This window comes from Comamonas testosteroni TK102, from assembly GCF_000739375.1.
Classification (GTDB): domain Bacteria; phylum Pseudomonadota; class Gammaproteobacteria; order Burkholderiales; family Burkholderiaceae_C; genus Comamonas; species Comamonas brasiliensis.
On the sequence record NZ_CP006704.1, the window covers coordinates 5,997,523 to 6,015,741 of the forward strand.

Annotated in this window: 15 protein-coding genes; 5 read left to right on the forward strand and 10 right to left on the reverse strand. The window is 53.1% G+C overall.

The window, feature by feature from the left end; all coding sequences use genetic code 11:
- Positions 1 to 24: 24 nt before the first annotated feature.
- Genes O987_RS27205 through O987_RS28570 form a run of 4 tightly spaced genes read left to right on the forward strand, consistent with a single transcriptional unit; the run spans position 25 to position 4,954 of the window.
- Entirely contained in the window at positions 25 to 1,158 is a 1,134-nt protein-coding gene (locus O987_RS27205) for a mandelate racemase/muconate lactonizing enzyme family protein (RefSeq protein ID WP_043375899.1), read from the forward strand.
- Positions 1,155 to 2,171 (forward strand): Bug family tripartite tricarboxylate transporter substrate binding protein, encoded by a 1,017-nt coding sequence (locus O987_RS27210; protein WP_080731622.1) that lies wholly within the window; start codon positions 1,155 to 1,157, stop codon positions 2,169 to 2,171. Before O987_RS27205 ends, O987_RS27210 begins: the two co-directional genes overlap by 4 nt.
- A 45-nt stretch (positions 2,172 to 2,216) precedes the next feature.
- Complete coding sequence (mdlC, locus tag O987_RS27215) at positions 2,217 to 3,788, forward strand: benzoylformate decarboxylase (protein WP_043375905.1); 1,572 nt, start codon at positions 2,217 to 2,219, stop codon at positions 3,786 to 3,788.
- A complete protein-coding gene (locus O987_RS28570; RefSeq protein ID WP_080731623.1) occupies positions 3,788 to 4,954 on the forward strand; it encodes an alpha-hydroxy acid oxidase in 1,167 nt (388 codons plus the stop codon). Before mdlC ends, O987_RS28570 begins: the two co-directional genes overlap by 1 nt.
- Positions 4,955 to 5,053: 99 nt before the next feature.
- On the opposite strand, the gene O987_RS27225 is transcribed toward O987_RS28570, so the two are convergent.
- The 3 genes from O987_RS27225 to O987_RS27235 are packed head-to-tail and all read right to left on the reverse strand — an operon-like array spanning position 5,054 to position 6,798.
- The gene (locus tag O987_RS27225; protein WP_326998631.1) at positions 5,054 to 5,626 is read right to left on the reverse strand and encodes an HAD domain-containing protein; all 573 of its coding nucleotides are present in this window, start codon (positions 5,624 to 5,626) and stop codon (positions 5,054 to 5,056) included.
- A 30-nt stretch (positions 5,627 to 5,656) separates the two neighbouring features.
- Positions 5,657 to 6,214, reverse strand: a complete 558-nt coding sequence (locus tag O987_RS27230) for an HAD domain-containing protein (RefSeq protein ID WP_043375909.1) — start codon at positions 6,212 to 6,214, stop codon at positions 5,657 to 5,659.
- Complete coding sequence (locus O987_RS27235) at positions 6,211 to 6,798, reverse strand: HAD domain-containing protein (protein ID WP_144244982.1); 588 nt, start codon at positions 6,796 to 6,798, stop codon at positions 6,211 to 6,213. Before O987_RS27235 ends, O987_RS27230 begins: the two co-directional genes overlap by 4 nt.
- A gap of 711 nt (positions 6,799 to 7,509) precedes the next feature.
- Here O987_RS27235 and O987_RS29740 point away from each other — a divergent pair.
- On the forward strand, positions 7,510 to 7,758 hold the full coding sequence (locus O987_RS29740) for a helix-turn-helix domain-containing protein (RefSeq protein ID WP_043375916.1): 249 nt from the start codon (positions 7,510 to 7,512) through the stop codon (positions 7,756 to 7,758).
- A gap of 405 nt (positions 7,759 to 8,163) precedes the next feature.
- On the opposite strand, the gene O987_RS27250 is transcribed toward O987_RS29740, so the two are convergent.
- The 7 genes from O987_RS27250 to O987_RS27280 all read right to left on the reverse strand — a co-directional run bounded on the left by O987_RS27250 (position 8,164) and on the right by O987_RS27280 (position 18,086).
- On the reverse strand, positions 8,164 to 9,177 hold the full coding sequence (locus O987_RS27250; protein ID WP_043375918.1) for a hypothetical protein: 1,014 nt from the start codon (positions 9,175 to 9,177) through the stop codon (positions 8,164 to 8,166).
- Between the two features lie 363 nt (positions 9,178 to 9,540).
- Positions 9,541 to 11,307 carry an AAA family ATPase gene (locus tag O987_RS27255; RefSeq protein ID WP_158407690.1) on the reverse strand — a complete coding sequence of 589 codons (1,767 nt, stop codon included), beginning with the start codon at positions 11,305 to 11,307 and terminating at the stop codon, positions 9,541 to 9,543.
- A gap of 84 nt (positions 11,308 to 11,391) precedes the next feature.
- Positions 11,392 to 12,525: a dsDNA nuclease domain-containing protein gene (locus O987_RS27260; protein ID WP_158407691.1), complete on the reverse strand. Its 1,134-nt coding sequence runs from the start codon at positions 12,523 to 12,525 to the stop codon at positions 11,392 to 11,394.
- A gap of 336 nt (positions 12,526 to 12,861) precedes the next feature.
- A complete protein-coding gene (locus O987_RS27265; RefSeq protein ID WP_043375924.1) occupies positions 12,862 to 13,293 on the reverse strand; it encodes a hypothetical protein in 432 nt (143 codons plus the stop codon).
- Complete coding sequence (locus O987_RS27270) at positions 13,290 to 15,302, reverse strand: integrase (RefSeq protein WP_043375926.1); 2,013 nt, start codon at positions 15,300 to 15,302, stop codon at positions 13,290 to 13,292. Before O987_RS27270 ends, O987_RS27265 begins: the two co-directional genes overlap by 4 nt.
- Positions 15,299 to 16,846, reverse strand: a complete 1,548-nt coding sequence (locus O987_RS27275) for a tyrosine-type recombinase/integrase (protein WP_051962276.1) — start codon at positions 16,844 to 16,846, stop codon at positions 15,299 to 15,301. The genes O987_RS27270 and O987_RS27275 overlap by 4 nt, the downstream gene beginning before the upstream one ends.
- Positions 16,827 to 18,086, reverse strand: coding sequence for a tyrosine-type recombinase/integrase (locus O987_RS27280; protein ID WP_051962277.1), 1,260 nt, complete (start codon positions 18,084 to 18,086; stop codon positions 16,827 to 16,829). The genes O987_RS27275 and O987_RS27280 overlap by 20 nt, the downstream gene beginning before the upstream one ends.
- Between the last annotated feature and the right edge of the window lie 133 nt (positions 18,087 to 18,219).

Sequence of the window (18,219 nt, forward strand, 5' to 3'; positions counted from 1 at the left end):
CTATCGACGTTTGCAGAGGCATTCATGCGCATCACTTCTATACGGGCACATGCCCTCGTTGTACCGACTGCGGTCCAAGTTCCAGGCGTAGGTGAACATCGCGAACAGCTAGGCTGCTGCGTTGTTGTTGTTGAGACTGACGAGGGCTACGTTGGTCACGGTCTCACTGGGATAACACAAGAAGCAGTAGTACAGACCGTGGTGAATGATGTGCTTGCACCAGCACTCATTGGCACCGACCCCATGCTGCATGAAGCTCGTTGGGAACAGATGTACTGGATGCTGTCTTCCCGAGGACAAACAGGTTACGCACAGCATGCGATTGCTGCGTTGGACATTGCTCTCTGGGACATCAAAGGACATGCTCTGCAGCAGCCAATTTGGAAGTTGCTCGGAGGAGCACGTAAGCGAGTACCCGTGTACTCGACATTTGGATTTGATTTCCTATCCAAGGACGAATTAGTCGCAGCCGCGAAGTCCATAACCGCTCAGGGATTGCGACATCTGAAGATGGTGGTTGGACATCGGGCACTTCAACGAAGAGATACATCCAAGAGCCGTGAACTTGGGCAAGTAATCCGCGCAGATGCGGAACGCGTTCGCGCAGTCCGAGAGGCGGTCTCGGCCGAAACAACCCTCTACATCGATGCGAACTGCAGCCTCGATGCATATCACGCAGGAAGACTTGCATCCATGGTTGCAGACTGCGGTATTGGCTTCTTCGAAGAGCCAGTAACGCAGAACGACGCAAGTGCACTTGCTCACCTACGCAGAACAAGCGGAATCCCCATTACTTGCGGCCAAAACGAAGGCCTCGCACACCGATTCAAAGACTGGCTAGTAAACGGAAGCGTTGACTATCTACAGCCCAATGTGGTCATCAGCGGAGGGTTTACACAATGCGCTCGCATTGCTGCTTTGGCGTCCGCGTTCAACGTGAACATCACAAACGGTGGTGCATTTCCATTGCACAACATGCATCTGCAAGCAGGGGTTTCCAACGGCACAAAGGTCGAATGGCACCTTCCCGTGGTTGCCCTGATGAAGGAAATCTATGAGGGCTACCCGGTACCCCAAGACGGAGAAATCGCGCTAACCGATAAACCAGGTCTGGGGTTCAGCCTCCGGCGTAGCGCACTCGAGCAGTTTGCAATTTGACGAGCCTTTCCCACACCCAACAACAAGGAGACATTGTGAGAAGAAGATGTTTTGTGAGTGCCTTGGTGAGTGTGCCATTCGTCAGTCCTGCAACTGCTCAGGCAAAAAAATGGACCGAGTCTCTTGCTAGATTCGTCGTTCCTGCTGCACCAGGCGGAACACTTGACCAGTTGACCAGACTGCTTGCGACCGAAGTGGGCAAGCTCACCGGACAGCGAGTCATCGTAGAAAACCGCGCAGGCGGAGCTGGCGCACCAGCGCGTCAGTATGTTGCTACAGGTCCGTCTGATGGGACATTAATTTTCATGGGCCAAGTTCACGAGATAACGCGTGCAGCCCTCGTGAATTCCGTGCCATATGCTATGACCAAAGAGCATTTCGAACCTGCGTCCATGATTGGAGAGGTTCCCAACGTTCTTGTAGTTAATTCCAAGTTGCCTGTGAAGTCCGTCAAAGACCTGCTTGACTGGGGCAAGCGCGAAGGCCGGGAGTTGAACTATGGGGTTGGGAGCATCGGGAATCTTCAAAACCTTGCTGGGATTCTCTTTCAGCAACAGTCGGGCCTAGCCCTCAAGTCAATTCCTTACAAGGGCAGCGGGCCTGCAATCGTTGACCTCATTAGCGGTCAGATTGACCTTCTCTTTGAGACCTTACCAGCCACTCTCGCACATGTTGCATCGGGGAAGCTACGCGCTCTCGCAGTGACATCCGTAAAGCGCAACCCTGCGCTCAAACATGTCCCGTCATTTACCGAATCTGGCTTCCCCAAGATGCAGATGACTACTTGGTATGGGGCCTTCCTCAGGACAGGTGTTAGTCAAGCAACTACTTCCCAAGTTGCAACGGCGATAAGCACGGCTCTTGCCTCCCCTGAGTTGACTACTGCATGGAGTCAAGCCGGAATGTTGCCCCCTCCTTACGTGTCTGGAGAACGGTTTAGCGAGTTCGTAAGCACGGAAGAGAAGCGATGGAGCGACCTAGTCAAAGCCACTGGGGCGAAGGTCGATGAGTGAGTCACGACCAGACCGACCGACAAACAAAATCAGGAAGAGCAAGAAATGGAATTGATAACAGTTCGTGACGCCGTCTACGACTTCATGCGCCAGTGCGGTGCCAACAAATGGTTTGGCAATCCGGGGTCAACTGAGCTACCGATGCTCAAACATTTCCCTGATGATTTCGAGTACGTACTTGGCTTGCAAGAGGCAACTGTGGTTGGCATGGCTGATGGCTATGCCCAAATTACAGGGCGAGCTGCTTTTGTAAATCTGCACTCAGCTGCCGGAATTGGCAATGCCATGGGCAATATTTATACAGCGTTCAAGAACCAGACTCCTATGGTGATTGTTGCTGGCCAGCAGTCCAGAGGCATACAACAGTTCGATGCCTATCTAAACTCAAAGCAAGCAAGTGAACTTCCGAAGCCCTACGTCAAATGGTCGATAGAGCCAGCCCGTGCCCAAGACGTGCCTGCGGCCATCGCCCGGGCTTACTACACAGCAATGCAGATTCCCCGAGGGCCCGTTCTAGTGTCTGTGCCAGCCGACGACTGGGATGAGCTCGCTAGTCACGTTCATCTGCGTGAGCTTTGCTCTGCGGTCAAGCCTGATTTGAGTGCCGTTCAAGCGCTTGCTGCTCGTCTTCGAGAAGCTCATCGACCTGCCCTTATTGTCGGCGCCGCTATTGACCGGGATGACGCCTGGGAACAGGCAGTGGCTGTTGCAGAACGATTGGGCGCAGCAGTTTTTGTCGCACCTTTGTCTTGCAGGTGTAGCTTCCCAGAAGACCATCCGAACTTTCAAGGCTTTCTACCTGGGGTGAGAGACCAGATTTGCCAGCGCCTGGAAGGTTACGACCAAATATTGATTGTGGGTGCTCCCGCCTTCACGTATCACGTCGATGGTGACGGCCCTCACATTCCGCCTACATCTCAGCTTTCGATGCTCACTGATGATGCAGAGATTGCCACCTGGGCGCCGGTCGGGGATGCTTTGATTTGCGGTATCAAGGGTGGTTTAGTTAGTCTGCTTGAGCAACTCGAAAAAACGTCAGCAATTGCCGTTCGAAAGAGGGCAGACCCAAGCGCTGTGGATGACGCCACCATGTCCGCGGCTTTAGTGATGAAGAGTCTCGCCAAGGTTCGGCTACCCAATGACATCTTTGTAGAGGAAGCTCCAACAACACGCGTGGTCATCCATGAGCATCTTCCTATGCTTAAGCCTAGGAGCTTCTTCACCATGGCCAGCGGCGGGCTTGGATTCAGCATGCCTGCGGCTACGGGGATAGCGATGGGCTCGCCTGCCACCAGAGTGATAAACATCGTCGGAGATGGCTCAGCAATGTATAGCCCTCAGGCCATCTGGACCGCCGTGCAACATCATCTGAACGTCAAGTTCCTCATCATCAACAATGGGCGCTATGCCGCGCTCAAACGATTTGCAGGAGTACTGAAGTTCCCTGCAGATTCCAAGCTTGTAGGGACAGAGTTACCAGGCTTGGATTTTGTGAGCCTGGCGAAAAGCTATGGATGCCCTTCAATTCGCATTGAGACCACTGGAGAACTTGAGCGAGAACTAAAGGCAGCTATCGATGGTGACGGTCCAATGCTGCTAGAAATAGTGGTGCCTTGATGCAGCAGCTTCGAAATATTTATGCGCTGTCAGACCTCGAGAGGTTGGCTCGGAAACGCCTTCCGAAGAGCCTCTTTACCTACATCGCTGCAGGAGCCGGCGACGGGACCGTGGTTTCAGCGAGTCGGCATGCCTTTGACTCCTACAAGTTGGTGCCGAAGGTTCTAACGAACGTATCAGAGCGAAACAAGCAAGTGACCCTATTTGGACGTCCATTCGATGCCCCGATAGGAGTGGCTCCGATGGGGATAGCCTCTCTTTGTCATTTCGATGGTGACCGGGCGCTTGCTAAGGCGGCAGCACGGCATAACTTGCCCTATGTTCTTAGTGGAGCCTCGACAACACCTCTCGAGGCCGTTCTAAAGGTAAATGACGCTACTTGGTTCCAAGCCTACCTGTCCTCCCGCTGGGAGCTAACAGCTCCATTGCTCGACAGGTTGAGTACATCTGGAGTGAAAACCTTGGTCATAACGGTTGATGTTCCAGTGGCAGCTATTCGAGAGGCTGAGCGCAGAGCGGGATTCAGTGTCCCCTTGAAGGTTAGCCCGAAGCTAGCCATAGATGCACTAATGCATCCAAGGTGGCTGCTCGGCTCGCTCGGAAGGAGTCTGCTAAAGCAAGGCGTTCCTCATTTTGAAAACATAGGAGCTGGCCGCAGTGGGCCGGTGTTTTCTACCAGTGTTGACCATCGAGCGAGTCGTGCTGAATTCACTTGGGACCATATCAAGCAAATACGCGAATACTGGAAAGGAAACCTTGTACTGAAAGGTATCTTGCGTACGGAAGATGCGCTGCGAGCTGAGTCCATCGGCGTTGACGGCCTGATTGTTTCGAACCATGGAGGGCGTCAACTCGGTGGTTGCGTTACTCCAATGGAAGTATTGGCTCAGATAGTGAGTGCAGCTCCAAACCTCACGGTGATGGTCGATGGCGGTGTGCGACGAGGAGTGGATGTTCTAAAAGCCTTAGCGCTCGGTGCCAAATGTGCATTCATCGGCCGACCTGTTATGTACGGATTGGCAAGTCATGGCTCAACTGGGGCTAGCCATGCTCTTGAGGTACTGAAACGGGAAATCGACATTGATATGGCACTAGTGGGATGTAGCGAAACCCACTCAATTGACCATAGCTTCATACTTAATCCCACCCAAGCAGGGGCTCCCTAGCACTGCCTTTGAGCACAATTCACTTATGAGAATTTCAGAGTGCAAGGGAGCAATATTGGATGCACTAATGGCCGCGCGCTGCCCAGTCCGGCCACGAATTCACGACAAGCTAGATTTCGCATGATGGGGCCGCGAACTCCTTAGCCTCCTGGACTGCTCTCCAAGCCTCACTGAGAGCTCAGTGACAGTCTTCGGATTTGAGAGCCCTTGGCTCCCGTTCGATAGCACCAGATGGTTTGAGGCTGCGCCAAGCCACCCTTCATCGTCGTCATCCAATGCGACCCAGTTGGTTGCCGAGCGGCGTGTGGCGTCGGCCAATACTTGGGCACCTCGGGTCATCGCATCAAACTCGAACTTGTTCATTGCACTGTGGAACGTTGCTCCAATCACCCTCGAGCGCAAAGCTTCTGGAAGATAGGCCCTGGCCTGGGAATAGCTCAACACTCGCACCCAGGAAGTGGACAGGACGATGGCGACATCAGGGTACGGTGCCAGAGCTTCAACAAGGACCTCTGCGTACTCAAACAAGCTGTGGCCAGCATGCTCAAGACCAAAGTACATCCCGCCCCTTGGGTGCCGGTAGACCGGCTCCGGGTGCAGGACTCCGTCATAGTCTAGGTACAGAATGGTCTTTGACATGTTTGCCTGGCTTGCTGGTACGTCAGCAGGCATAGAGGTGCGCCATCTGAAATGCAGCGGATTTCACCGTTTAGAACTTAAACCTCGCAGCGCAAAGGCACGCCTAAGGCTTAGAAGCTCGTCTTTCTGGAAGCCAACGCCTTCCTGGCAAAGGACGACGAATTGACGCCGCTCGCGCGTCCAAGTATCAAACCCGGTGCCGGAGAGCCCATCATCGAGCACTGCCCACGAGTGAGCATTGTCTGGATGCTGCTCAAGCCAATTGTTGATTTCAACAGCCCGATGCGCCCGCCTCGAGACTTGAGGCGTCGTCCAATCTTGGTGCATGCCCTGTACGACAAAGCCAAGACCGCCCAGCTCGAGCGTCTTCTCCAAGAGGTCTTTGTCAAAAAACCAGCGCCAACTTGTGGAGAGCACATACCGCGGAGAGAACTCTTCATGCACCAGCCTAAGGTGCGACACAGCAGGAGTATCGAATAGCTTGGTCCACAGTTCATCCCCAGCACGAAGGGGTAGGCCTTCTCGAGCTGCTTGTGCCAAAACGGTTAATGCGTCATAGCCGCCGAATGGGTTGTTAAGGCAAATGACGTCATCGAAGTCCAGGAAGAGGATGGGACTCATACGGGCTCGGCTCGCTTCTGCTCATTGCCGAGGGATTGGCCTTCGCCCGCAGTCACACAGGCAGTGCGCCGGCTCATCCAGTCACGAAGCTTCTGCTGGACGCTCACGTCCGATATCCCAGTCTCGCTCTCACAGAGTATCAACGTGGGCCAAGACTCTGGCGGCCCCGGGAAGAACTTGGGTTTGTCGTCGAGCACAGCATAGTCAGTGATGGCGTTGTGCTCCAGCCAGGCACGAATGGCGACGTCTCGTCCTATATGTGGGTTGCCGACGGAACCTCCGTACCATCGGGCAATGGGGGCGAGGAGCTCTCCCAGCTGGGCGTCATTCAAGAAGATGCGCCAGGAACTGCTGACAACCACCGCGATATCCGCATGCTTCTGCAGCAGGCCCGCGAGGATGCCAAGGTGCTGGAAGGTAGCCGGCCATCCTGCCTGAATTTCATGCGGCTCCAGTGGAGGCTTCGCTCCTGTAATAGCTCGAGGGGGATGCAAGACTCCATCAAAGTCTAAAAAAATGACACGACTGCATCGCTTCGCAAGCGATGGCGCAAGCTTGTTAGGTCCGTACTTTGATGAATTCATCTCGACCACTCAAAAGGACAACCACTTGTGTATGACACGTCGTTGGCAAGCAACTCGGCACCAGTTGACTCGAAATAGACTAATTTCGTGAGCCCCGCTTCGCAGAAGAAGCGGTAATTTCAAGCAATGGCACCCAGTCTTCCCCCTCGGTCTTCAAGACGGGCTTCATGGTGTGACCATCGAGATACGTGTCTACAGCTCCTGACATCTTTAGGACCAACTTTTCGCCGTAGCGTCCGGAGCGAACCCATACCTCCTCTATGGACTGCGTGGCCAAGTTAGTCTGCTGTTTGGCATAGGTAACGCAATGAAGCGCAACGACGCGACAAGGCTCCTGTGTATCTCGAAGCTTGCGGAGCGCTTCTACGTCGGCAAACATAGCCGTCACTCTCTCTGAAGCCGGCTCACCTTCGGGCTGGACAGTTGCAATGAACATAGGCGCAGCACCGTCTTTGATAACGCTTCCCCAGTACCCACCACCTTTAGGAAAAAGAACCTTCTGATGCGGATAGGGGACCTGGTTTTCGGGTAAGCAAAGAAACATGAAATTCCATCTATCTAAGCTTCAATTGTGCCATGTATGTCGTACTCGATTTCGTCAACTCTAGATTGAATGTTCTTTATTAGAGCGTTGTCTACTTATCCGTTATTCAAATAGAAGTGCGCTAATGGACAGTCGACTTGAAATAGGTCTTCTAACATGATGTCGGCATGTATATCCCGAAGCTCCCAAAGCAGAAAACGGCAGTCCCGACAAAGGAGCTACTCGCGAAGAATCTGGTGCGTCTACGCGCTGAGCGAAAGATGTCTCAAGAGGACCTCAGCTACATGGCTGGGTTGAGCAGAACTGTAGTCAGCCACATTGAGCGACAAACACGCAACGTCACCCTTGAAACGCTGGAGGCCCTCGCAGCAGGCCTCGGTATCCCTGTGCGCGAGCTGTTTGACGAGTCCAACTAGTACTTTTGGTCGCCCGGGCGCTTCGGCCGCGCGACATATCGCAATAGAACGTTAAAACAGACGGTGAGCCGTGCACTGCGTATTTCGGTCGAACTGACCACCTGTGCCGATTGTGGCTGGCCAGGCTGCTGGTCGTAAACTACTGAGTTCGGCCAGAAGTGCAGGCGCTGCTACTCAATGACCAGCATTCCGCGAAGAGATGACCGGTCTGCTTGTACTGACCACCGGCAGCAATCGACCCGAAGCAGACGCTCTCGCTGTTGGGGAAGTCAGCCTGAGAGCGGTCATTGAATCAAGCCAAAGAGAGCCGCCAGCGCAGGTGATGCTGATGGTGAGATGCCTAGATAAGGTGAAACAGGCATGGTCAAAAAGCTCGCTTCTGGAACTGACGACTCTGGTGAAGAATCAACCGCGGATATGGTCGACTTCCCTGTACACAGTCAGCCGAACGAAGCTGATTCCGGGAGGTTCGTCTTCGTACAGTACGGTGGTGAAAGGGGAGATGGGTGGCATGTCAGCATCCATCAAGCTCAAAAATGAAGAGTAGTGATGGATGTGAGACCTGTGGATTCGGTGCCCAGCGTATGCATGTGGCACCGGAAGTGGCGGGCCACCTAGCAGTGAGGGAGGTTTCTCATACTTTCCGAGCAAGTCGTAAACCATCCTTGACCATTCGCAGGCAGACGGGGCAATCACAGGCTTGCCTTGTGTTGCCGCAAGGCCCATGTCTTCGATAACCTGTGACAAACGCCTTACCGAACCTAGCTTCACCTCCGTGCGCCGGCGCGGCCAACCGACCGAAAGAGGGGAAAAAAGACAAAGTTTGCGCCATTGAGAGAGGCTCTTTGGCATCATCAGATAGCGGGCGCAGTCCTCCATTCCTGCGTAGTTAGAAGATGCACCTGGTTTGAATTGATAGCTCCCGATACGGTTCGTGCGCTTGGTGTCGCGATAGAGCTCCAGTGCTGCGCGCGTGTCGGGGCACTCAAGTAGGTTGCGTTCCTTCGTTGTGCTTGGGCCGCCTAGCAGGACGTCCTGCTGGTTAGCCAACTTGCCTTGCAGGAGTAGGCCTCGCCGTGTGACAAGTTTGTTCGCAAGGTCACGTTCGTCCACAAGATACAGAAGGTCGGCCAACTCGCAGTTCACGGTCTTCCCAGACACCGTCGTGCCGCTTGCTTGGGGCGTTCCGTCAATCCACACCGATTCGACCGCAGCACGCACTGGGATACCTGCGTCGGCGTAGGCCGTCGCAACGCGGTAGGCAAGGTAGTCGAGGGTGTTGTGGCAATGCAACCGCGCAAGGGCGGCTCGCTCCAAGGACCTAAGCTTGTTGGTCTTCTTGTAATTCTCGACATGGTGCCAAAATGCCCACTCGTCAGGCCAACCTAGTTGGCCCCGCCTCATCCCTCGCTTCGCCATTTCTATCTCCTTGTTGTCAATTGGTTCGGCGCTCTGAGCCTATGACCGCCATGTTGCTTGTCATATGAAAGCCGAAGAAAGCGTGCTATCTCCTATTCAACAAAGCAGTGCGCGTCGACTTCGAATTCATCCATGCTAAGTATCTCAGCGGCTTACCCTGAAGCCACCACTTGCCACCGACTACTATTGGCCAAACTCAGTCGGTCACGACCAGCAGCCTGGTCAGTCACAGCCGGCACACGCGGTCAGTGCGACCGGAATACGCAAGAAGCGAATATTCGAACAAAGCCCTGATGTCATACACGCTTAAGCCAGTTCCGCCGTTCTGAGAGACAAGGTGCCTAAGCTGCAGGATAAGAACCGTCACGGTTCGAAGAGGTCGCGCTGCTTTGCTTCAGAGTTGGGGCGTTGACCAGAAATGCTCACGCGCTGTCGGGCAACGTCCGGACCCGGCTGAGACTCGGCCTCCGAACCGCCGTCCACGTCCTTGACCTGAGCGAGATATGTTCGAGCAACTGCCAAGTATTGAAACATTTCGCGACTCAACCTTTTGAACGTTGCGCCATCAAGGAGCTTCGAGCCTTTCTTAAATTCAATTGTCTTGCCGTCGCTGAAAGCTTCCACATACATCTCATGGCACAAAACCACTTGCGAACCCGCAGGCGCAGCTCTGACCACAGAGGCAATCAACTTCTGCAAATTCTCCTTGTCCTGGCCACCCTGATTTGGTGAGTCAACAAAGATTGGGGCAGGCAGGCGGCCATCTGTAACCATCGTGTGCCAGAGGGCAGAATAGTAAGCAAAAATTGACCTGGCATGGCGACTCCCAGAAGCATCCGGCCGCTTGGCAAGCGGCCATTTGCTAACCCCCGTGGGATTAGGAGCTTCGAGTCTGACCAATGCTTTAGCAAACTTTGTACGAAACAGCTTAAGCGGAGCCTTTGCGTCGTGATGTTTCTCCAAATCCGCCAGACTTATCTTTATTTCACCCAACTGCCGCTCGTGAGCTTCAATCTCCTTGCGAACCAAGCGCTCCTCGGAGGCCAATTGGTCATCAGCCACTAAAACACTTCGGCTCTTCAAAAAATCATCAAAGGTGAATTTCCCCTTTTTCGTAGCAAGAAGAGCGTTTAACTCACTGAAATCTCGCTTCAACGCTATTGCTTTGCTTCGATTCCGTTTAAGCCGCTCTTTTGCACTCGCGGCCATATGTACCAAGCGCTCCCTCAGCAAATTCAATTCACGTGCATCTTCTGCAAGCCCCAAGAACATATGAAAGCTCTCGGGATGTTTAGCATTACACGTTGGGCATATGAATTCGCTTTTATCGATAGACTCGCGAGCAGCAAATTGGAAGTCAGCCTCATGCACCTTGAGGGCGTGTTCGGACATTGAAATCTGCTCCGTCAGTGAGACCTCCAGGTCTTGGTCTTCAATGATGTGCTTTCGTAAATCCTCTTGCGCCTTAGACAAGGTCAACAGCCGCCTGGTCAACTCCTGAATTTCTTCTTGAAATTCTCGCTGATTCAATCTGACAGGCAAAGCTCGTTGAGTCTTCTTGAGCCTTAGCCGCGTACGCTGAAGCGTAGTAATTTCCGCCCGGCGCTCCGCGATTTTTACCTTGACACCCTGTTCTTCTGCTTTAATTCCGAAATATTTAGGTGGCCGGACTCGGGCGAAATACTCTAATGTTTGTAAGGCCGACTGCTGAAATTTCCTAATTCCGTTAAAGGTATCCCAGTGTGAACCAAACGACCCATCTTGGTTCACGAAAAATGGCAAAAAGAAATGTTCAGGTGATGCCCGCTGCAATTGGCCATCTCGACTCAAAAGTCTTAGCTGAAAGTCGACCGCTTCGGAAAATATCTCATTCCACTCTTCATCCGAGGTAGTCGCTCCAAGAAGCTCAGACCCTTCAAACAAACCACGCAGGTCCTGAAATCTAACGGAGGTAAATTCACGCCCTCGGAATGAAAAATTCAACGCGAGAATAGCCCGGTAATCCCAACCAGGAAGTTCGCCGTGCGGCTCCGCCCCAATAGCTCGGAAAACCGACTTAATTACCGCCGATTTTCCTGCGCCGTTCGGCCCCCAAAGTAGGGTCCTTTTCGGGTCGAACGTCAACTCCATTGCCGCCTGCTCTGCTTCCGAACAGATTCTTATTCTCTTGAATTGCAAGCTTGACATCTTTCTTCTTTCGCAACGCGCGCAGCACTAGACGAGGGTTTGGCGTAGGTTCCATTGGGACATTTCATATATTGCCAATGCATAAATTTCGTACTCACTCAGCACTGGCAGACTTATCTGCAGGTAGTTGGATAAGCTTACAAACAACTCTTCGTCGCTATGGTTTTTGTTGTCCGCCTCTTCGCACAATGCATCAATGGCTGCTTGGTCTGAATGCCAACGATTAGCTGTCCCGCCCAAAATTTTCTCTATCGAGCACTGCGAGAGCTTTGCGGTGACACGAGCAGCCCATCGTTCGTTTCGCGAGCCGGCCAGCTTGGAGAGCAAACGACTCCTGAACAGAGCGGCATCTGGGATTTGCTTCAACCCTTCAACCGCATCATTGAAGCTCTTCTTGCTAAATCCTCGACGCTGAAGCAATTGAGGCCAATTTGGAGCCTTCTCCGTGCGCCGCGACCTCTCTTTGATGCGAGCGTAGAGAGTCTCAACTAGCGATGACGCCTGACCTGTGTGTTCAGTAGCGATTTGGTTGAGGAAGTTGAACATGAGACCGGTCATATGCGTCTGGAGGTCATCCAGTGCCAGGGTCGCACGACAGAGCTCAACCAAGCTCAAGTCCACATCGTCTGCAACTACTGTCCGTTCAGCACTCGTCTCCTCAAGCGCTACAGCTGTCCTAAGTCCCGCCGTATGCTCGTCATCAAGCAGATTGAGCGCGACTGTTACAACCTCTACCGAGCTGTCATCACCCTTGAGCCTCACCTTGAATTTTGAGTTCGATACGAGCGCGCCTGTGGCTCTCACAGTGGTGAATGCTCGGACATGGCGGATTAGCTTTCGTACCGGACTATCAGCGACAGAAGTTTTATTTTTTGCGGTCTGGCCAGTGAGGTCGCTTACGGTCCAGTAACCGTCTTCCTTCTTTTTCAACTGGTATAGCTTGACGGTCTGAGGATTGACCTGTGAGTCGAACTCTGCGACATCCTGAACGTACTCACAAACGAACACATAGTCAGGATGTTTGGCCAGTTCAAGCTCTATGAGCCTGCCGATGACCCAATAGGCTGCGAAGTCATGACCTTTGTTGGCATGCGAACCGCCGAAGTCATGAAGCGCATCGTTAGATTCGATGTCCTCAATTTCTTGAACCGAATTTCTCACTGAGCCCACGTTAGTTACAGACTGTTGCTTTGGTACCCACTGTAACAGCAACCTGTATTTCTACTACGGTTCTGCATACTTGCATAAAAGCCCTTACTTGAGACCGCTCACCCTACGGCACCATGCGGCCATACTTGCTGAAAGCCTTATGCCGAACTTTTAGAAGAAATCTCTCTTCATGGACTGGCAATCCCCCGCAATTCCAGCGCGTTGAATCTCACCAAGATTCGCGGAGGCTGGTGGGTTCAAGTCAGGCCGTCATCGTGATTGACTGACTGCAGGTAGTGATTAGCCTCAGCACCTGAAGGGCTCATTCCAGAGGCAGGCCCTTTAACACTAGGCACCCTTGGACTGGTCTCTCGGAGGCTTAGGCAATGGTTTGTTCAATTGCGCTATGGTCACGCCACAACGCTCAGCATTGGTCGCCCAGACAACGAATTGTTCTAGGAGCAATTTATTCTCTGCTTCCAACCTGTCTGCCTTGGCCTTTGCGCGCTCGACTTTCGCATGTGCTTCTCGGATTTTTTCATCGCGAGGCTCACTTTTTGAGCGAGGCAAGTTCCCGCGCAAGGCATCCTTTCGAAACGAGAACGCATTTGCGACCTGTGGATATGCCGCGAGGGTGAAGCGGGAATAACGTACTCCTACTTCTTGCTCCAGTTTGTCGAGCAGAAGCTCCCAAGTGAGTTTGCCTCTCCAAACATCAATGAGGTCCACCGCCTGGTCAAGGCGTTCAGGGGTGATGTCCGGTGCGCGTTCTTTCCTCATGCTGTCAGTGCCTTTGTCTTGTCCATGCGGATGAATCGAATAGGCTTCTCATTGTTGTTGGTTATGAGTGGAGCATTGTGAACGTCGAGTCGGATTCGGGCTCCGACGGGAACTTCAGGATTTTCAAAAATCTCTAGCATTGCGTTAACCCGTGACAAGGTCATCATCTGGTGCTTCACCCAGCTGTCAGCTCCATACTCTTCGTCGCCAAGGGCTGCTTTCGCTTGCTTGAGTAGGTACTCGGTCTCGCCTTTGAGCAGTCTCAGATTGGCCTCCTTGTGAGAGTCCCCCTTCACACACTCTTGCTCCTCGCAGTTCATGCAATCCCTATACATGGAGCATGGCTCACTTGCGAAGTTGTGCATGCACCAGCCAAATTCGGTTGTATGTGCGGCAGTTAGACCGAGTTTCCGAAATGCGCTGCGCTCATACAAGGAGCGCTGGGCAGCGGCAATAGGCTCAAGCTCAGACGTAAACCCGGCCGCAAGAGCCTGTGACACGGGCGCCTGAACCTCCTCCGATGACATGTGGTCGTAGAACTTGTTTTGGCCTACATCCCTACGACCAGACCAGATTGCGATTTCCGTATCGCTGAGGCCTCCTGCTTGAGCAAGCGTGTTCAGATAGTGTCGAAGGCTGTGACTTTGGAACTCAATCGGACTGCCGTCATCTTCCGTGAACCCGAACCGCTCAAATATCGACTCTCTTTCCTTCCGAGCCCGAAGTGGGTTCGTGATGGTGTTGTAGTCCACCGTAGTGAACATGCACATGTACACCGAACGTGTCGCATGTAGTTCATTGGTGCGCATAACGCCAACCGAATCGCAGCACAACAAGTCGGGGGCCCCCGGCATATAAGGGAACGTCGAGGGCAGCATTTCGATGACTGCCCTCTCAACATCCGCAAACCGATATCCCAAGCGATTTCTTTCCAGCGGCGTCCCCTCGATTTCCTTTCCACTCAACCAGGTATTGGCAGACATCCGGGCTGACTCGCCGTTCCAGAGGATAAGTGCCACTTCGGCCGCAGTGAGAAGTTCTGCTCCACGAAGGTGCTTGGCGCCCTCATGCAAGAAGAGCTTCTGCGGATTGTCCATGTACCACTTGGCAAGTTGCTGCGCTGGTGCAGTGACCTTCAGAAGATTGCTAACAGCTTTCCGCGCAACATCGGCCATCTCGGTAGGTAGCCACTTCGTCGAGTTCTCAAACCCTTTTGAACCAGACCACCGCAGGCCTAGCACCCCTTTGAATTCGTTGTCGCCATTGACAATGCAATTTCGACGAAGCCGAATGACCTCATTGATACGTTCTGGGGCGCATGTCAGCAAGGCTAAGTTGCTTGACACAAGAACGTCTGCGGGCTCGACTGCCGAGATGAAGATACCTGCAATCGCACGGAGGGCAGCCGGAGAGGGCAGCTTCTCTTGACGAGCCGCCAGCGCCTCTTTTGAAATTCGCGAGCCCACTTCCCGAGGCTTTTTGACGCCGTGCGTCCAGGGCAGACTGAAACTGACGAACTGCTTCGCAGCCATTAACTCTGCGATGTACTCAATTTGCCCTGCAACTCGATACGCAACTGCGGCCGACATCTGCTGGTGCGCTAACTCCACCGCCCCATCCAGAACATCAGTGTTGACCGCCGTTGGACGCGAATCCTTACCTTGCTCCCTTAGCGCTGCTTCGATGCACCTCAATGCAGCAATCCGTACGCTTTGACTTACGACAGGGCGTTTATCCTGCAAATACACCGTCAATGCCTTGGCGAAATTCAGGAACTGAGCGGGAAAACAGGGCTCGCTCACCTTTAAGGCCGAGGCCTCCAGCGTACTAAAGATTACGCTGTTCTCGCCATTTTTCCCTTTCAAACGCTCTGTAACCCACCGGTTCTCATCAAATTGCTTGTTTGCATCGAGTACGGCGGAGGCCCTGCACAACTCAATGAACGCATCAATGTTGGCCAGCGGCTCCAACTCGTCGCGGGGCGTGAAATGAAGTACGGAAGCGCTCATGCCGTTTTAACTTTAGTTTCTGCGTTGTCGCGTTTGCTCCAAATCTCCGCACATAGGGCAATAACCTCCCTTACAGCTCGAATTGGCTCATCGTTGACAGCTGCCATGCGCTCGTCGTCGCTCCAGCGCGTCCGGTCAGCCTCAAGCCGAAGCAGGACCTTTTCGTGGGGAGCATCGAGCCATGGCTCAAACCTGAAACACGAATAGCACGCCACAGGCTTGTTAAATCCGCATTGCTTGCCCTGACCGGCGCAACTGCCAAGACCCTCACTAGAGACTCTAAAGTCTCGTATCCGACTACCTGGTGCACCACCCAGCGTGCTGCTATCTTCGCTCTCAACAATTCGTCCCTTGAAAGCCATCGCAAGCGGAGCTAGAAGCTTGCTGAGCGCTGCGTCGTAGTTCTTGACAATCTTGGCAGAGGCCGCAACGTAAACCTTCACCTGCTGAAGGTCAACATGACCAAATCGATTGGCAATAAGCATCTCGCTTGCCCCCTCCTCAGCCATCCGCGTTCCAAACGTGTACCTGAATCGTTGCGTATTTATTGGGAGAGGAGCGTTGTCGAGGCGGGAAGTGGGAGGAGCGATGTCCTCCAGCAAATTAGTAATACGTTCCCCGAGAATTGACGGTAAGCAATGGCGAAAGAACAGGTCGCCCTTTGCGTGCTTACGAACGCGTGGCCCTCTGAGCATCACAACTTCGACAGGAAAAAGCGGCCCTTCTCTCCAGTCATCGTCGTATTGGCTCAGCTCCTCAATATACTCAGCCATCAAAGCTGCAGTCTGAGGCGAAATGTCAAAATCAAGGAAGCTTATGCGAGTGTGCTCGTATCCTGTTTTCGCTTGAGGTAGCCTCAGAACGCGGGTATCTATGTCGAAATCACATACCTTCATTGACGCATACTGAGATACTCGTCCTCCACAAGCCAGAAACAGCCGAGTTAAAAGCAGGGCCCAAAGAGGGAACTCTCCCGAACCATATGCCGCGTTTACTGCAGAGTACAGGGCGTTGTATTCCTCCTCGCAGAGTGGCCCCTTCACCGGGTCTAAGGTCCGAACAGCCTCACCCTTAGGATTTCCAGGTTTCCGCTGCTCCCTTAAGTACGAAGCGCATTCCGGCGTAACGCCCGGCAATCGCAGCTTGACCCACTTTTGAAGTAGACCATTGAGCATCCCAACTCGCCCTCTCTCCTTCAATTCCAACGAAGCTGCATAGTCCGAGACGTATTGCGCCGTAATCTTTCCGTCCGCAGGAGCAGGAACCCTCGCGAAGATGTGCAGAAAGGAATCAAACAGGTTACCAATATGATGCGACGAGTGCCCTCGAAGGTACGTCACCAACACCTGCTTCAACGGCAGTTTCAAGTGTTTAGCCTCAGCTGGAAGCCTGTCAAAGGATAAATGTCCGATATCCAAACCATCCGACCACTGCCATACGTCGAGTTGAGGGTTTACAGAGGCTCGAGAACGCGTAAAAACATGCTCGGGTAATGTGATTGTGGGCAATCCCTCTGCACGAAATTCAGACGACGCTATTTCCATCAAGTTTCTCCTGAAGTTTCAGGGCGACCTCTCGCCCCTTCTTACTCGCATAGCGACGTGTGTATGTTTTTCCGGATTCCGAGTCTGCAGACCAGCCCTGTTGCTCATTTCGAGCTCTCTTCTCAGCCTGTTCGCTAAGGCCCATTTCCTCGGCTTGCTCTGAAAATCGCTCATTCCATGTATGCCGCATCACATGGCTTGTGAGCGTTACTGGCAATCCAGGGCATGCTGCCCGGAGTTCTTCAAACAAAGTGCTCAACGCTCTAGCTGATAGAGGGAAACCGTTCTGCGCAACGAAGACCTGTGCGTACTTCCTGGTTGCCTTAATACGCGCTCGGTCCGTGTTTATGTACTCCCAGACCGCCTTCATGACTGCTGGTCGCAACTCAAGGAGACGGTCATCCGTCTTTGTGTTCGCCTGCGTCGTACGCGGGTCGTCTGGCGAGTCGGCCCGTCGCAATATCTTTAACTGAGCAGTGTTCGCCATCAAATCGCGAATCTGAAGTCCGAGAAGCTCACCACCTCGCATTCCGGTGGCAAGAAGCAGCATCACGATGACCCAATTTCGACGCCGCACAAACTGGCGCTTCCATGGATTCAGGGGCGATTCTGGATGCACGACGCTCATCAGCCGGTTCTGGTCTTCCAATGACAGACCCTCACGAGCATCCAGCTGGTTTCGCTTCGGCATTTTCGGGATTTGTGCTTTGAACGCCTCCATCGCACTGAGAGATTCCGCTTCGAAAGCACGTCGTTGGCTCTGGGGAAGCGAGGCAGCACAGTATTTGACGAGAAAGTCCAAGAAAGCCGCGATGTAGCGGATTCGGTTGGATTGGCTGGCCTTGCCTACAGCCTCCAACTGTTTGACCTTTTTGCTTCGACGTAGACGAATGCGGCTGATATCGACTACCTGCTTGTCGATGTCACCGGCATTCTCGTCATAGTCAAGGTCCTTGTACTTGTACTGGCTGACCTCTGCGATACGTCCAAGCTCTGCCGAATCCAGAAACTGCCCTTGCTGAAGCCGTCCTAGGAGGTCGATGTTCGAGGCCGCACACTGCCGATACAGCAACGCAAGGTTATGACACACAAGGTGAATCGTCGCTGCGGCCCGCCCCCTTCGTCGGTAGCGATTCAGAAACAGCACGACCTCCTGAACGGGAAGCCCATCTGGCCCCATCAGAAGGGAGTAGCGCTCGCCGTTCTGAAACTTCAACTTCTTCACTACGTAAGTCGTCATCTATCTATCAACAAATATTGCAATTTCGCAGTTAACCACTTTCATCGTAACAACGATATTTAATTGTTGATATGAAAAAAGCCCACCTCTCGTCTGAGAGTGGGCCTTGAATCAACAAAAACTACCTAAGGTG

What these genes read in the sequence shown, in the direction of transcription:
- O987_RS27205 (WP_043375899.1), top strand. Translation starts at nt 25, where the DNA reads ATGCGCATCACTTCTATACGGGCACATGCCCTCGTTGTACCGACTGCG.
- mdlC (WP_043375905.1), top strand. Translation starts at nt 2,217, where the DNA reads ATGGAATTGATAACAGTTCGTGACGCCGTCTACGACTTCATGCGCCAG.
- O987_RS28570 (WP_080731623.1), top strand. Translation starts at nt 3,788, where the DNA reads ATGCAGCAGCTTCGAAATATTTATGCGCTGTCAGACCTCGAGAGGTTG.
- O987_RS27225 (WP_326998631.1), bottom strand. Translation starts at nt 5,626, where the DNA reads ATGCCTGCTGACGTACCAGCAAGCCAGGCAAACATGTCAAAGACCATT.
- O987_RS27230 (WP_043375909.1), bottom strand. Translation starts at nt 6,214, where the DNA reads ATGAGTCCCATCCTCTTCCTGGACTTCGATGACGTCATTTGCCTTAAC.
- O987_RS27235 (WP_144244982.1), bottom strand. Translation starts at nt 6,798, where the DNA reads ATGAATTCATCAAAGTACGGACCTAACAAGCTTGCGCCATCGCTTGCG.
- O987_RS29740 (WP_043375916.1), top strand. Translation starts at nt 7,510, where the DNA reads ATGTATATCCCGAAGCTCCCAAAGCAGAAAACGGCAGTCCCGACAAAG.
- O987_RS27250 (WP_043375918.1), bottom strand. Translation starts at nt 9,177, where the DNA reads ATGGCGAAGCGAGGGATGAGGCGGGGCCAACTAGGTTGGCCTGACGAG.
- O987_RS27255 (WP_158407690.1), bottom strand. Translation starts at nt 11,307, where the DNA reads ATGGAGTTGACGTTCGACCCGAAAAGGACCCTACTTTGGGGGCCGAAC.
- O987_RS27265 (WP_043375924.1), bottom strand. Translation starts at nt 13,293, where the DNA reads ATGAGGAAAGAACGCGCACCGGACATCACCCCTGAACGCCTTGACCAG.
- O987_RS27270 (WP_043375926.1), bottom strand. Translation starts at nt 15,302, where the DNA reads ATGAGCGCTTCCGTACTTCATTTCACGCCCCGCGACGAGTTGGAGCCG.
- O987_RS27275 (WP_051962276.1), bottom strand. Translation starts at nt 16,846, where the DNA reads ATGGAAATAGCGTCGTCTGAATTTCGTGCAGAGGGATTGCCCACAATC.
- O987_RS27280 (WP_051962277.1), bottom strand. Translation starts at nt 18,086, where the DNA reads ATGACGACTTACGTAGTGAAGAAGTTGAAGTTTCAGAACGGCGAGCGC.